Source organism: Kribbella sp. NPDC051952, assembly GCF_040680855.1.
GTDB lineage: Bacteria > Actinomycetota > Actinomycetes > Propionibacteriales > Kribbellaceae > Kribbella.
The window spans coordinates 1-14,886 of sequence record NZ_JBFAXQ010000034.1; the positions used below are offsets into that span (position 1 = coordinate 1).

12 protein-coding genes, 1 tRNA gene and 1 riboswitch are annotated in these 14,886 nt (G+C 68.3%); of the genes, 4 read left to right on the plus strand and 9 right to left on the minus strand.

Annotated elements, in window-relative coordinates:
- Window positions 1–21 precede the first annotated feature (21 nt).
- Window positions 22–93, plus strand: a tRNA-Val gene (locus AB0L70_RS37115).
- An 86-nt stretch (window positions 94–179) separates the two neighbouring features.
- Here AB0L70_RS37115 and AB0L70_RS37120 read toward each other — a convergent pair.
- From AB0L70_RS37120 to AB0L70_RS37135, 4 genes are all read right to left on the minus strand, one after another.
- On the minus strand, window positions 180–1,019 hold the full coding sequence (locus tag AB0L70_RS37120) for an EamA family transporter (protein WP_363691540.1): 840 nt from the start codon (window positions 1,017–1,019) through the stop codon (window positions 180–182).
- A gap of 170 nt (window positions 1,020–1,189) precedes the next feature.
- Entirely contained in the window at window positions 1,190–1,933 is a 744-nt protein-coding gene (locus tag AB0L70_RS37125) for an SDR family oxidoreductase (RefSeq protein ID WP_363691541.1), read from the minus strand.
- A gap of 28 nt (window positions 1,934–1,961) precedes the next feature.
- Window positions 1,962–3,029, minus strand: coding sequence for a ribosome small subunit-dependent GTPase A (gene rsgA, locus AB0L70_RS37130; protein ID WP_363691542.1), 1,068 nt, complete (start codon window positions 3,027–3,029; stop codon window positions 1,962–1,964).
- Between the two features lie 151 nt (window positions 3,030–3,180).
- Window positions 3,181–4,404 carry a YihY/virulence factor BrkB family protein gene (locus AB0L70_RS37135; RefSeq protein WP_363691543.1) on the minus strand — a complete coding sequence of 408 codons (1,224 nt, stop codon included), beginning with the start codon at window positions 4,402–4,404 and terminating at the stop codon, window positions 3,181–3,183.
- Between the two features lie 18 nt (window positions 4,405–4,422).
- Here AB0L70_RS37135 and AB0L70_RS37140 point away from each other — a divergent pair, with 18 nt between their 5' ends.
- Both AB0L70_RS37140 and AB0L70_RS37145 read left to right on the plus strand, forming a co-directional pair.
- The gene (locus tag AB0L70_RS37140; protein WP_363691544.1) at window positions 4,423–6,042 is read left to right on the plus strand and encodes an acyl-CoA dehydrogenase family protein; all 1,620 of its coding nucleotides are present in this window, start codon (window positions 4,423–4,425) and stop codon (window positions 6,040–6,042) included.
- Window positions 6,039–6,120: riboswitch (ZMP/ZTP riboswitch) on the plus strand. Its footprint overlaps the gene before it by 4 nt.
- 28 nt (window positions 6,121–6,148) lie before the next feature.
- Complete coding sequence (locus tag AB0L70_RS37145) at window positions 6,149–7,597, plus strand: glycine hydroxymethyltransferase (protein WP_363691545.1); 1,449 nt, start codon at window positions 6,149–6,151, stop codon at window positions 7,595–7,597.
- Between the two features lie 49 nt (window positions 7,598–7,646).
- Here the strand turns inward: AB0L70_RS37145 and AB0L70_RS37150 are convergent, their stop codons facing one another.
- A complete protein-coding gene (locus tag AB0L70_RS37150; RefSeq protein WP_363691547.1) occupies window positions 7,647–9,200 on the minus strand; it encodes a DHA2 family efflux MFS transporter permease subunit in 1,554 nt (517 codons plus the stop codon).
- A gap of 62 nt (window positions 9,201–9,262) precedes the next feature.
- Here AB0L70_RS37150 and AB0L70_RS37155 point away from each other — a divergent pair, with 62 nt between their 5' ends.
- Entirely contained in the window at window positions 9,263–9,733 is a 471-nt protein-coding gene (locus tag AB0L70_RS37155; RefSeq protein WP_363691548.1) for a MarR family transcriptional regulator, read from the plus strand.
- Here AB0L70_RS37155 and AB0L70_RS37160 read toward each other — a convergent pair.
- The 4 genes from AB0L70_RS37160 to AB0L70_RS37175 form a co-directional block, all read right to left on the minus strand.
- Window positions 9,702–10,904, minus strand: coding sequence for an amidase (locus AB0L70_RS37160; protein ID WP_363691549.1), 1,203 nt, complete (start codon window positions 10,902–10,904; stop codon window positions 9,702–9,704). The two genes, AB0L70_RS37155 and AB0L70_RS37160, sit on opposite strands and share 32 nt — an antisense overlap.
- Before the next feature lie 16 nt (window positions 10,905–10,920).
- Window positions 10,921–12,711 (minus strand): glycoside hydrolase family 9 protein, encoded by a 1,791-nt coding sequence (locus AB0L70_RS37165; protein WP_363691550.1) that lies wholly within the window; start codon window positions 12,709–12,711, stop codon window positions 10,921–10,923.
- A 144-nt stretch (window positions 12,712–12,855) separates the two neighbouring features.
- Window positions 12,856–14,064 (minus strand): MFS transporter, encoded by a 1,209-nt coding sequence (locus AB0L70_RS37170; protein WP_363691551.1) that lies wholly within the window; start codon window positions 14,062–14,064, stop codon window positions 12,856–12,858.
- On the minus strand, window positions 14,061–14,627 hold the full coding sequence (locus tag AB0L70_RS37175) for a helix-turn-helix domain-containing protein (RefSeq protein WP_363691552.1): 567 nt from the start codon (window positions 14,625–14,627) through the stop codon (window positions 14,061–14,063). Before AB0L70_RS37175 ends, AB0L70_RS37170 begins: the two co-directional genes overlap by 4 nt.
- Window positions 14,628–14,886 lie beyond the last annotated feature (259 nt).

Sequence of the window (14,886 nt, forward strand, 5' to 3'; positions counted from 1 at the left end):
GAGCCTGAATGTGTTGGTTTTGGACGATTGGCGCAGCGGTAGCGCGCTTCCCTGACACGGAAGAGGTCACTGGTTCGATCCCAGTATCGTCCACGCAAGACAAGGCGGTGTGTGCGCAAAGCACACACCGCCTTCGTCGTTCCACGGACGCGTTAGGCCCATGGCTCGGCGGGTGGGCTCTACTCGCGGAGCGCCTGGAGTAGCACGGCGGCTAGGAGTACGGCGATGCCGGCGAGGCTTCGTGGGGTCAGGTGTTCGTGGAAGAGGAGTACGCCGAGGGTGGCGGCTACGGCTGGTTCTATCAGGGCTACTACTGCGGCGGTGGAGGCTCTGAGGGTGGTCAGGCCCGCGTAGAACAGGGTGTAGGCGAGGGCTGTGGGGACCAGGCCGAAGTACGCGATCAGCGGCCAGCCGATGTGGGTCGGGAGGATGGTGCCGGTGAGCGTTAGGGGCAAGAGGATTGCGGCTCCGTAGGCGAAGCCTAGGAACGCGCCGGTGATGGGGTCCGCTTCGGTGCGGTTGAGGAGTGTGGTCAGGGCGTAGCCGGCTGCGGAGAGGAGGGCGAAGGCGATGCCTGCGACTTCGGCGGAGCCTGACTGGCCGCCGGAGACCAGTAAGGCCAGGCCTATGACCGCGAGCGCCAGGGTGCTGGTGACTCGTTCGCGGGCGCCGAGGGCGATGAAGAGCGGGCCGGCGCCCAGGGCGATGACGGTGGCGACCGCTACGCCTACTCGTGGGATGGCGGCGAAGTAGCCAAGTTGGCAGAGCGCTAGTCCCAGGCCGCTGAAGAGGTAGCGCGGTGCGAAGCCGTGGCGGAGCCGGCCTCGGCGCAGGATGCGGCGGGCGAGTGCTAGCCAGAGAGCAGCTGCGGCGAGGCGCCAGAACGAGACCGCGGTTGAGTCGAGGCCGGTGTACTGGAAGAGCAGCGCGCCGGTAGGGCCGCCGGTCCCCCAGGCCAGGCCGGCAATGACGACGTACAGGAGACCGCGCGCGGTTGAGCGCGCGACAGGGTGGTGCATCAGACACTCCAGGGTGTTCGCAACGAGAGATTGGGGCGTCTGCGAACAGCCCGAAGAAGCCCAGGTCAGTGACCTGGGCGGGGAAGCCGTCCGCTAAGCGGCGGCCGGCGGAGTGATGATGCGATGCACGAAGTGGACCTTAACCAGCCAACCGAAGCGCGGCGAACGATTTACATCCGCAGGTACGAACCACCGTTGAAATCCAGGACAGTGCCGGTGGCGAACTCGGCCTCGGGCGACGCGAGGTACAGGATGGCGGCGGCGACCTCGGACGGATCGGCGACGCGTTCCAGCGGACTCTCCAGACGGCGACGGTCGTAGCCCTCGCCGACCAGATTCACAGCCGCCATATCGGTCACCGTCCAGCCCGGCGCGATCGCGGTGACGGCAATCCCCTCCGGACCGAGGGCGCGGGCCAGGGATTGCGTGAAGGACACGATCGCGGCCTTGGAAGCGCCGTACGCGGGCTGGTTCGGTTCGCCGCGGAAGGCGCCGCGCGAGGAGACGTTGACGATCCGGCCGCCGCGACCCATGTGCCGGACCGCACACCAGGTGACGTTGGAGGGTCCCACCAGGTTGACCGCGAGAGTGTCCGCCCACGCCTGCTGCCATTCGGCGTACGTCGTCTCCCGGATGCGGTGCGGGTGGTAGACGCCGGCGTTGTTGACCAGTACGTCGATACTCCCGAGCGTGCTCGCAGCATCCGAGACCATCGTCTGGATCGCGTCAGGATCGGCCAGATCCGCGTGCACCAGCACATGACCGTCGCCGGGTAGCTCGTCGAGCACCCGGGCAGCGGCATCCTTCGACGAGCTGTAATGCACCGCAACCCGGTCGCCGGCTGCGGCAAACGCCCGAGCCGCGGCCGCGCCGATTCCTCGAGACGCACCTGTGATCAGGACTGCACGATCCATGCCGCCAATCCTTGCATCCCCGCCGAAGCTACTGCCGTGGCTTGATGTCCCGGCGGTAGGACTTGCTTGCACGAACCCAGTCCTTCTTGGCCTCGGTGCGCAGCCGCACGTCCGCGCGGCGAGCCATGTACGCCGCCTCCCGCTGAAGCTTCACCCAGCTGTCATAGCGCCGGTAAGGCAGCGACCCGTCCTCCAGAGCAGCCTGCACCGCACAGTCCGGCTCGGTGACGTGCGCGCAGTCCTTGAACTTGCACTGCTCGGCCAGCGAAGTGATATCCGGGAACGCTGCCGCCAGCCCCTCCCCTGACTCCTGCAGACCGATCCCCCGCAGCCCAGGCGTGTCGATGACGACGCCACCATCAGGTAGCGGGATCAGCTCGCGCCGGACCGACGTATGGCGGCCCTTGCCGTCGTCACGGATGTCCTGCACGTCCAGAAGCTCAACACCGGCCAGTGCATTCACCAACGACGACTTACCCGCACCACTCGACCCCAGCAGCGCCAAGGTCGCGTTGCCGTCCAGCAACGACCGCACTGCCTCAATGCCGTCACCAGTGGTCGCACTGCACACAAGTACGTCGGCACCCGGCGCAGCATTGGCCACGTCCTCAGCAATAGCGTCCGCGTCCCCTACCAGGTCGGCCTTGGTCAGTACGACGACCGGCCGGGCACCGCTCTCCCACGCCAGCGCGAGGAACCGTTCGATCCGGCTGATGTTCGGCTCCGGATGCAGACCGACCACGATCGCGATCACGTCCACGTTGGCCGCGAGCACCTGGCCTCGCGACGAACCGCCGACCTCCGCGCGGACGATCGACGTACGGCGTGGTGCGACCGACTCGAGCGTGATCCGGTCGTCCGGCCAGAACCGCAGTACGGCCCAATCCCCTGTACATGGGCCGGCCTGGGCATCACTCGCGATCGCGGCGAGCAGCGCGCCGGACCAGGTCGCGCGGACCGGTCCGTCCTCGGTGAGTACCGTCGCCAGGCCCTTGTCGACCCGGGCGACGCGGCCCGGGACGAGGTCCTCCGGGACGGACTGCAGGAATTCGGCCGTGGAACCATCGAGTCCCAGGGCTTGGAGTGTGACTGACATGCGGCGAACCTTTCGGAGGGTCCGGCCGCGAGATCAGCTCAGCGGACGGACAACGTGGGAGACAACGGCCCGTCGGGCCCGTTGATGGCTCATGGCGGTGCCTCCCTTCCGGTCCTGCGGTCCTGATCGAGGACCGCTTGTCGCGATGCCGTCAGCGTAGGTCGTCGCCGTCGCTTTGCGCACCGGATTTTCCGACCGGCGCCGGCTTACGCTCCGGCGGGTCCTCGGCCGGAGCCTTGGGAGCAGCCTCAACAGCCGGAGCCTTCGCAGCAGGCTCCACAGCCGGCTCCGCGGCAGGCTCAACGGACGGCTTCTCAGCCGGCTCGCCCATCTTCTCGATCTTCTCCGCGACCCCGACCTCTGGCCGCTCCTGCACCAACGGGCTCACCGAGTCGTGGTGCGGGTCGTGCTCGGCCTTCATCACCGGCTCGACCTCCGCGTCCGCCTCCGCGGCCGCCTTCTCGATCACCCGCGCCTTGTGCGGCCACAGCCGGTCGACGACAGCATTCAGCGCTGCCCCGATCAGTACGGCGATCGCCGTCATGTACAGCCACATCAGTACGGCGATAGGCGCGGCCAGCGGCCCGTAGATCGACGTACCGCCGACTGTGCTCTGCAGGACCCAGCGGAGCACGAAGCTGCCCAGGATCCAGATCGACAGCGCGAGGAACGACCCCGGCAGGTCCGAGACCCACGGCGTCCGGATCGGGACCGACAGGTGGTACAGCGTGTTCAAGAAGCCCGCGGACAGGATCGTCACGACGGGCCAGTAGAGCTGGTTCAGGAAGTCCAGCCGGTGCGGCAGCAGCGCCTCGACCGCGTCCGGGCCGGCCAGCACCAGTGGCAGGACGATCACGCCGATGACGAGGGCCGCGCAGTACAAGCTGAACGACAGGGCGCGGGTCCGGACGATGCCGCGCTTGCCGCCCATCCCGTACATGATCGTGATGGTGTCGACGAACACGTTGAGCGCGCGGCTGCCGGACCAGAGGGCGAGGACGAAACCGATCGAGATGACGTCCGGGCGCCCGCCGTTCAGGACCTGGTTCAGCGTCGGCACGATCACGCTCTGGACCGAGTCGTCGGTCAGCGCGCGGGCGGCCAGCTGCGCGATCTGCAGCTTGATGTCGTCGATGGTCTCGACTTCGAAGTACTTGCTCGCGATGTAACCGAGACTTCCGGCCAGCCCGAAGATCAGCGGCGGCAGCGAGAGGATCGCGAAGAACGCTCCCTCGGCGGCCAGACCGGTGACGCGGTAGCGCAGACACACCCCGACCGTCTGGGTGAGGAGCTTCCAGGTGGTCGCGGGGACTTTGCGGACCCATGCCAATGAGAGGGAGCTCCCACCAACGGGTCCTGCCCCTGAGCGTGCCATACCGCTTACCGTACTGACATGGCGGACCCTTTCGCGGTAACGAATCAGGCTCCCCCACTGCGGGGCGTGAACTTCTTCACCCAGGACAGGGCGCTCGGTGACGCTCTGCGCCCGTACGCCGACCTCGCCGACGACCCCGGTCTGCACCGGATCGGAGCGGTCGCGGGGTCGGCGGAGGCGCTGTCCCAGGCCCTCCCGGCGAACCAGAATCCGCCGGTCCTGCGCACCCACGACCGCTACGGGAACCGGATCGACGAGGTCGAGTTCCACCCGTCGTGGCACTGGCTGATGGAGCGGGCGGTCGGGTTCGGGCTGCAGGCGGCGCCGTGGACGAGCGACCAGCCGTCGCCGCACCTGACCCGGGCGGCCGGCTTCTACGTCTGGTCGCAGGTCGAGCCGGGCCACGCGTGCCCGATCTCGATGACGTACGCCGCCGTACCCGCGCTCAGGGCGGATGAGCGGTTGGCCAAGGAGTGGATCCCGCAACTCGCGTCCAAGGAGTACGACGTACGACGCCTGCCTGCCGCGGAGAAGACCGGGGTCCTCGCCGGGATGGGGATGACCGAGAAGCAGGGCGGGTCGGATGTCCGGGCGAACCTGACCACGGCCACGCCCACCGGTGGCGACGGTGAATACCAGCTCAACGGTCACAAATGGTTCTGCTCGGCGCCGCAGGTCGACGTCTTCCTCGTACTGGCGCAGGCGCCGGACGGACTGAGTTGCTTCGTCGTGCCGCGGGTGCTTGCTGACGGCAACCGGAACGCGTTCGCACTGCAGCGGTTGAAGGACAAGCTCGGGAATCGTTCCAACGCCTCGAGTGAGGTCGAGTTCCACGGGACCATCGGCTACCGATTGGGTGACGAGGGCGCCGGCGTCCGCACGATCATCGAGATGGTTGCCGCGACGCGATTGGACTGCGTGCTGGGGTCCGCGGCGCTTCAACGTCGTGCGTTGGTCGAGGCGCTTTGGCACACCCGCCACCGCTCCGCGTTCGGTGGATTACTGGCCGACAAGCCGGCCATGCAGAACGTGCTCGCGGACCTCGCCCTGGAGAGCGAGGCGGCCACGGCCCTCGCCATGCGCCTCGCCGCAGCCGTCGACAGCCCGCTCCCCGAGGCCGCGGCCTTCCGCCGCATCGGGCTTCCGTTGGCGAAGTTCTGGGTCTGTAAGCGGACTCCGTTCATGGCTGCCGAGGCGCTCGAGTGTCTGGGTGGGAACGGTTTCGTGGAGGAGTCCGGGATGCCGCTGCTCTTCCGGGAGTCGCCGTTGAACTCCATCTGGGAAGGCTCGGGGAACGTCAACGCATTGGACGTTCTCCGGGCGCTCCGGCGACCGGAGTCGTTGGAGGCCTGGCTGCTCGAGGTTGGCGCGGCGCGTGGTGCCGACGATCGGCTCGACACCGCGGTGAACGACGTACTGCAAGCGCTTGCAGACGTCGAAGGGGCCGAAGCGGGAGCCCGTCGGCTGGCGGCCCGGATGGGCTTGTGCGTGCAGGCATCGCTGCTCGTGCGGCACTCGACACCGGAGGTGGCCGACGCGTTCGTGGCGTCCCGGTTGGCCGGGGATTGGGGCGGTGTCTTCGGCACCCTCCCGCGGACCACACCGTTCCAGACGATCCTCGACCGCACGATAGGGTGAGGCGTCGCGACTGGCGCGCTGAGGTGGAGAACCACCGGGGAGCGAAATCCGTCGGCACCGTGCGCCTGGGTGCCTTCGACCCACTGCAACCGCAGGAGAGACAACGATGACTCAGACCTTCGACGCAGCCGCCGCGTCGGCCGCGTACCGCAACGCGCTCGAGGTGATCGGCGCGGTGGAGCCCACCATCGCCGGCGCGATCAAGGCCGAACTGGCCGACCAGCGGTCCTCGCTGAAGCTGATCGCGAGCGAGAACTACGCCTCCCCCGCCACCCTGCTCACGATGGGCAACTGGCTCTCGGACAAGTACGCCGAGGGCACCATCGGCCACCGCTTCTACGCCGGCTGCCAGAACGTCGACACCGTCGAGCAGACCGCTGCGGATCACGCGCGGGCACTCTTCGACGCGCCGCACGCCTACGTCCAGCCGCACTCCGGCATCGACGCGAACCTGGTCGCCTTCTGGGCGATCCTGGCCCAGCGGATCGAGTCCCCGGCGCTGGCCGAGGCGGGCGCCAAGCACGTCAACGACCTGTCCGACGAGGACTGGACCAAGCTCCGCAAGGCGCTCGGCGACCAGAAGATGCTCGGCATGTCGCTCGATGCCGGCGGTCACCTGACCCACGGCTTCCGGCCGAACATCTCCGGCAAGATGTTCAACCAGCACTCGTACGGCACCGACCCGGAGACCGGGCTGCTCGACTACGACGAGGTCGCCCGGAAGGCGCGCGAGTTCAAGCCACTCATCCTGATCGCGGGCTACTCGGCGTACCCGCGGAAGGTGAACTTCGCCAAGATGCGCGAGATCGCCGACGAGGTCGGCGCGACGCTGATGGTCGACATGGCCCACTTCGCCGGCCTGGTCGCGGGCAAGGTGTTCAGCGGCGACTTCGACCCGGTCCCGCACGCGCACGTCACCACGACCACCACGCACAAGTCGCTCCGCGGCCCGCGCGGCGGCATGGTGCTCTGCCAGCCCGAGTACGCCGATTCCGTCGACCGCGGGTGCCCGATGGTCCTGGGTGGCCCGCTCAGCCAGACGATGGCCGCGAAGGCGGTCGCACTGGCCGAGGCCCGGCAGCCGTCGTTCCAGGAGTACGCGCAGGCGGTCGCGGACAACGCGGTCGTGCTGGCCGAGGGTCTGATGAAGCGCGGCGTGAAGCTCGTGACGGACGGCACCGAGAACCACCTGGTCCTGCTCGACGTCTCGTCGTACGGGATCACCGGCCGGCAGGCCGAGTCCGCTCTGCTCGACGCGGGCATCGTGACGAACCGGAACGCTGTACCGCGCGACCCGAACGGCGCCTGGTACACCTCGGGCGTCCGGATCGGTACGCCGGCGCTGACCACGCGCGGCTTCGGCGCCGACGAGTTCGACCGGGTGGCCGAGCTCATCGTCGACGTGATCTCCTCCACCACGCCGACCACGACGTCCGCCGGTGCTCCGTCGAAGGCGAAGTACGTCCTCGCCGACGGTGTCGCGGACAAGACCCGCGCCGCCTCGGCCGAGTTGCTCGACAAGCACCCGCTGTACCCGGGCCTCGAGCTCAGCTGACCCGAACGACAGCGCCCGCTCCCCCCTCCGGGAGCGGGCGCTGTCGTGTTCACGCGTCCTGCTGGACTCCCATCAGAACCTCCGGCGACGCCTTCTTCGCGCGCCGCGGCATCAGCAGCGCGGCCAGTACGGCGCCGACGACCGCGATGCCCGCTGACACCCACATGGTGGTGTTGAGGCTTGTCAGGAACGCATCGCGTACGTCGTTCAGCAATTCACCCGACCCGGTCTTCGCAGCGACCGCGAGCCCGCCGCCGACACCCTTCTCGACCGCGTCTGCCGCCTGACCGGGCAGCCCGGTCGTGTCCACGTTGTTGCGGTAGACCGAATTGAGCACCGTCCCCAGCACCGCGACGCCGACCGTGCCGCCGACCTGGCGGAACGCCTGCAGCAGACCGGATCCGGTCCCGGCCCGCTCCGGGTCGAGCACCCCGAGCGCCGCGTTCATTGCCTGCGGCATCGAGCAGCCCAGCCCGAATCCGACCACCACGAACCAGATCGCCGTGTACCCGTACCCGGTGTCGAGATCCGTGAAGGCCCCGAGCGCGAACCCGACCGCCATCACCACGAACCCGATCATCACGACCAGCCGCGTCCCTGCCTTCGCCTCCACCGGCTCGGCCAGCTTCGCGCCGAGCGTCATCCCGCCGATGAACGGCAGCAACTTCAGACCGGTGTGCAGCGCGTCGGATCCGTTGATGCCTTGGAAGTACTGCGGCATTGTGAACAGCAACCCGAAGATCGCGAACACCGAGACCGTGAGCAGGACCGCCCCGCCGGTGAAGGTCCTCTCGGCGAACAACCGCAGCTCGATCAACGGCTGCGTGTTGCGCCGCTGCCACACCAGGAAGCCGGCGATCAGTACGACGGCCAGCCCGAGGAACAGCACGGTCTCACCATCGCCCCACGAGGTCTCGCCGGCCTTCGTCACGCCGTACACCAAGGCGGCCAGACCGGCGCTGGACAAGATGATGCCGAGCCAGTCGATGGCGGGCCGCCTGGAGCTCCTGGTTTCGGGGATCAGCAGCGTGACCGCAAGGGCCGCGATCAGGGCGATCGGAACGTTCATGAAGAAGATCCACTGCCAACCGGCGTGGTCGAGCAGCAGGCCGCCGACGATCGGGCCGAGCGGCATACCGATGCTGTTGGCAACGACGAAGAACCCGATCGCCTTCTTCCGGTCCTCCTCGGTGCGGAACAGCACCGTGATCAGCGAGAGCGCCACCGGGACGATCATCGCGGCGCCGATCCCGAGGAAGGCGCGGGCCGCGATCAGGGTCTCGGCCGAGTCGGCCAGCGCACAGGCGAGCGACGCGGCGCCGAACAGGGTCAGCGCGATCGCGATGATCTTGCGCCGGCCGTACCGGTCGCCGAGCAGGCCGGCCGGCAGCAGGAGCGCCGCGAGGACCAGGTTGTAGCTGTTCGCCATCCACTGCAGCTGGCTGGTGGAGGCATCCAGATCGGAGGCCAGCGTCGGCAGCGCGACGTTGAGCACCGTCGTGTCCAGGCCGAGCACGAGCACGGCGAGGCAGAGCGCGATGAGTACGCCGAAGCGGCGGGCGCCGGTCAGCGTCGGCCCGTCGGCATGGGAGGTCGTGGTCATGGATTCAAGTTATCAAAAGTTTGTGATAGTTGCGATATATAAAATTACTGTAAGCTTCAACCATGGCGCCGCAACCCAGCCCGCAGGAGACCAGCCAGTTCGTCGAACGGTTCGCGGGCGTGCTCGCGAACAGCGGCGTACCGACCATGTCGGCCCGGGTGATGGGCGCGATGCTGGTCAGCCCGACCGGCACGATGACCGCCGCCGAGCTGGCCGAGTCCCTGAAGATCAGCCAGCCGGCCGTCTCCGGAGCGGTCCGCCAGCTGCTGCAGGTGTCCTTCATCTCGCGCGAGCGACTGCCCGGCTCGCGCAAGGACCACTACCGGATCCGTGACGACGTCTTCGCCGCGATCCTGGAGCGCCGCAACCAAATGCTCGGCGAATGGGAGTCCACCAGCCGCTCCGGCGCCGAACTCTTCGGCCCCGACACCACCGTCGGCCGGCGCCTCACCGAAGCAGCGGACTTCTTCGCCTTCATCCACGAAGACATGGACCTCATGATCAAAGGCTGGCGCGCCGAGCACCCACGCTGACCGGCGGCCGAGGCAGCCCGGCCTGAACCCGCCGAGCCACCGCCACCGCGGCATCGTCCGCCCAGTGCGGCGCGACGATCTGCGCGCCCACCGGCAGGCCGTCCAGCAGCCCGACCGGCACACTCACCGCGGGATGACCGGTCACGTTGAAGTACCAGCACGGATCGCCGGTGACGATGTTCGGCTCGTGCTGGTCGTAGCCGTGGGCAACATCCAGCGTGGTCGGGGTGACGAGCGCGTCCACCTCGGCGAACAGGTCGGCAAGCGCGGTGTTGTTGTGGTCACGGATCTCGCGAGCCCGGTTCGAAGCCGCCGCCTCCGCGCCTCGACCGGCATCCAGCCCTGACAACACCAACCACGCCTCCTCGGTCGGTAGAAGCTCGAGCGGTACGTCGACCACCGTCACGTCGGCCGCGCTGAGCCGGTCACGCACGACCTGATCGACCGCGGGATTGGCGGGACAAGCCCCCAGCGTCGAGTGATACGCAACGCGCCACGGCCGCTCGGACTCGACCGGCACCGGCCAATGCGGCAGAGCGGCTGGGTCCAGGCGATGCGGACCGCTGGCGATGCTCGTCGCCAGGATCACGTCATCGAGGTCCGCACCGATCAGCCCGATCGTGGTGAGTCCGCCGAGCGGACGACCGCCCGGCCGCGGGACCCGTCCGTAAGTCCCCTTCAAACCAACCACTCCGCAGAACGCCGCGGGAATCCGGAGCGATCCGCCCGAGTCTCCCCCGGTCGCCAGCGGCACGACCCCGGCCGCGACAGCCGCCGCACCACCCGCCGTCGAGCCGCCGGACGAGCGCGTCAGGTCCCACGGATTGCGCGTGTAGTCGGACCCGGTCCAGCCGAAGGTCTGCGACACCGCCCCGGGTCTGGCCCGCGTCGAGCGACCAATCGGTACGGCGCCCGCGGCCACCAACCGAGTCACGATCGGCGCGTGAACAGGCGTCTGCCCCTTGATCAAGAACGGAACGCCGGCAAGCGCACCACCCGGATCCACCCGCTCAGCGGCCGCGCGGGCACCACCAGGATCGAACTCCTCCAGAAAGTGCAGGACCGGGTCGAGGCGGCGAGCAGCGTCCAGCGCCGCTTCAACCACCTCGACCGCAGTCCGCGCACCCGAGTAGACGTCGGCCACGATCGCCGCCGCAGGACCGATAGCCACCGGGTGAGTCTAAATGTCAGCGCGTCAACGCATAGACCGCGATCGCGGCGAAGTCGTCGGCCGGTTCGGAAGCCTGCCAGGACCGTACGTCGTCGACGTACCGCGACCCGTGTCCGGTGAACTCGGCGTACCGATCGACACCATCCGCAGGACACGGCGTCATCCCGTCCAGGTGATCACCCAAACCTTCCTCGAACAGCTCCTCCGAGTTCGGCCCGTTCACGACCGCACCGACCAGTTGCTTACCGGTGATGTTCGCGATCTGGTGATGCGGGCACCGCTCGGCGTTCGTCCCGACGCCGACCATGAACGACACTCCCCAGGCATTCGCGCCGAAATTCCAGGCCAGCTGCTGTTCGCCGAAGTCGTCGTACCGACGGTCTCCCGTCACCTTGCGATACAGCTGCGCGGTCGCCGCGAGCCCGAACGCATGCGGTACGGCGTCGAAGTTGTCGTACTGCGCTCCGGCCCGGAACGGGTCCGCCGACGCACGCTCCAGCCCGATCTCGAGCTGCGCCTTCAGATCGCCCACCAACTGGCGAACCAGCGGCCGGTCCGACCGCGCGGCCTTGATCAGATCCGCGTGAGCCAGTGCGCTCACGTCGTACAGGTTGAGTGTGTCGCCGCCCGCTTCGTGCTCGATGTACTGCGTGGCCCAATAGCCGGCCTGCTTCAGCCAAGCACCCGCCCGCGGATCACCCAGCCGCCGCGCCGCGAGAGCAAGTTCTGTCGCGCCGAGCTCGAGGTCATCCCGCCACGCCGACTCCGGATAGAAGGCGAAGGGCAACGAAGTGACGAGCTGACCGACGTTCTTGGTCTGCGCCTGTGCGTAGATCTGCGCGGCCGTCTCCAGGTGACGACGCGCCTGCGCCCTGTTCGTCTCGACCTGCGCGGCCAATGCGAACGCTGCCGCCGTACGACCGGCCAGGTTCGGACTGATCGGCTTGCCCGGCGCCGCGGCCCGGAAGACCGGGCGGTTGCGCAGGAAGCGTTCGGACGGATCGGTCAGGTGATCGTCGACCTCGGGCAACCGCCACACATCGTGGTCACCGACGAACGTCTCCTCGACGTTCCCCGCACCGGCGCCGACCTGGATGTACAGCGTCTTCGTGCGCGAGTCCCACATCTTGTCCAGCCAGTTCAACCCGTGCCGAGCTTCGTCCAGCACCTTGCGATCCGGCGTCCGCGCATCCCGGGCCGATGCCCACAGCAACGATTCCGAGTACGCCGCGATATGGGTGAACTTCAGGTAGTCGCCGGCGTCGTACCAGCCGCCCTCGACATCCACCGGACCACCGATCCGGCGGAGCTCACCAACGGTCTGATCGCTGTCCGGATCGACGAACGTCGGCGTCTCGTACACGTACGCCGCCCGGTCCGTGAGGTGCGCCGGCTTGCGCCCGAGCGACCCGGGTACGACGTTCTTCCCGTCCCGCTGCTCGGTGAAGAACGTGACCGCCTTGTCCTTCGCACCGGTCGCCAGCGCGGCACCGTTGGCCCGCACGACGAAGCTCGACGCGGACGCGACCCCAGGCACCTCGAGCCGGTAGTTCCCCGGCACCTTCAGCGCGGACAGATCCAGCTGATAGACGTGCTGGTACGTCGCATTCCACTCCCCCGCGTCACCGCCGACCCGCCCGGTCAGCACCCGGCGCCCGTGCCCGTCGACCACTTGATAGCGAGCCCCCGCCGCGGCCGCCCGCGTCATCACGTACGCCGCTTTGCCGTCGAAAGCGCCGTACCCCAACTGGTTCACCCGGACCACACCATCGGCCGCGGCAGCTGCTACCGGGACGCTGCTGCTCATCGGTCCCACCACCAGACCCGCCGCCACCACCATCGATCCGACCCGACGCAAGGACCTCACGATTGCCGCCTCCCACCAATCGTTAGGAAACTTTCCTATTGCTTGGACGGAAGGTAGCGCACGCGATCCCCCGGAGTACAGAGTTCAGCTGCGCAGGCGCGAGGCCGACCACACCATCAGCCCGGCGAACGCGGTCCCGAGCAGGGCACAGGAGACCGCCACATCGGCCAGCGAGATCAGCGCACCGAAACCCGTCATCGCCAACGGCATCAGGCCGTCGTCGGAGAGGCTGACGATGCTCGAGGTACGGCCCAGGTACGCCGGCTCGATGGTCTGCTGGAACGCGCCGGACAGGTACGCCGACGCGAGGCCGGCGGTGAACCCGATCATCCCCATCGCAACGAGCACCAACGGCCGCGGCACGAACCCGATCATCACGCAGCCGGCCGCCTGGGGAATGAGCGCGAGCAGACCGGCCCGCGCGGGCCGTTGCGGCTTCCAGCGCATCGCGATCAGCGCGCCCGCCGCGGCGCAAATCCCGGAGCAGGCCTGGAACAGACCGAGCGACGCCGATCCCCACCCATCCAGCTGAGTGCGCTGGACCAGGCCCACGGCCAGCACCGGCCCGACGCAGAGGTTCAGTCCGAAGAACGCGATCACCAGCGTCCGGGCGACCTGGTCGCGACGCAGGTACTTGAAACCCTCGGACAGGTCGCGGCGGATCGAGTGTCCGCTGGGCGCGGGCCGCGGAAACCGGGGCCGGACCACGAACGCCAGCGCAAGCGCGATCACCCCGAACGAGACCGCATCCACGACCATCACAGTCATCAGTCCGCCGTGTGCCACGAGCAGACCGCCAAGCGGCGCACCCACGAACACGGCCAGCCGGTTGGCCAGCTGTCGTCCCGCCGCCAGCGGAACGAGGTCGTCGGAGCGCACCATCCGTCGCGGCAGCGTGCCCGACGCCGGGTTGTAGAGCGCATCCACAGCGCCGAAGAGAACCGCCACCGTCAGCAGCAGCGGCAACGAGACGCCGGCGGAAGCCACGACGACCGCGGCAGCGACGAGTACGGCGATCCGCCCGAGGTTGGCCGCGATCATCGTGCGGCGGGCATCGAGGCGGTCGGCCAGCGCACCGCCGAACAGCAGGAACAACGCCCGCGGCAGTGCACCGATACCCATCACCAGACCGGCGGCAGCCGGTGAGGCGACCTGCGCCGCACTCCAGGCCAGGCCGATGTACCAGGCGACGTCACCGGCCTCCGACACCGCGCCGGACAGGATCCAGGCATGCACTCGCCGATCCCGGCGCAGCGGTGGGAGGGTGCCCGTCTCGGGGGCAGCGGTGCTCATGGCCTGGCCGGAACACCGTGCGAGAACACGTACACCGGCACGGCGGACGGCTCGTCCGAGGGACTCTCGTAGTACTCCTGGATCAGATCCGTGATCCGGGTGGACAACTCGGTCAGCCGCTCCGGCGTCAGGGTCAGCCAGCTCTCGGTGGCGAACGCGGCCCGGACCCACTCGTCGCCGTACTCGCTGCGCCGCTCGAACCACTGCCGGACCTTGTCCGCGTGGTGAGTGAGATTCCTCTCCTCGGCCACGGTTGCGATCAGCTCGGCGGCCGGTTCACCACCCGCGTCGGCGACCGACCAGGAGTACGACGACCGGGTGCTGCGCCACCAGCGCTCGCGGCGGTTCTTGGCCAGCTCCGGCGCCTCCTCGATCACTCCGGCGGTCGCCAGCACCTTCAGGTGGTGGCTGATGTTGCCGACCAGTTCGCCGGTCCGCTCGGCCAGTTGTGAGGCGGTGGCGGGCCCGTCCACGCCGATCAGGTCGATCAGTCGGCGGCGCAGCGGATGGTGGATCGCGGCGATCACCGACGGGTCGGCCGGGCGCCTGTTCCGGGGGCTCATGCGGTCACCCTAGATTCCACAAGAGCTCTTGCACAAGAGCTCTTGTGAATCAGATTTCACGCTCGCGGCAATCCACACCCGACTGGTAGAGATAGCCACATCGTGAGATCTGGTCTCAAGATGCAGGATTGACAGTTGCAATGTACGGCTCTGGGACTGACGCTTGTGAGCATGCTCGCTGCCCGCTCCACTCACCTCGTAGGTCGGATTCATGTCGACCTCGGGCGGATGCGCAGCGCCATCTGTTGTCCTTCGATGT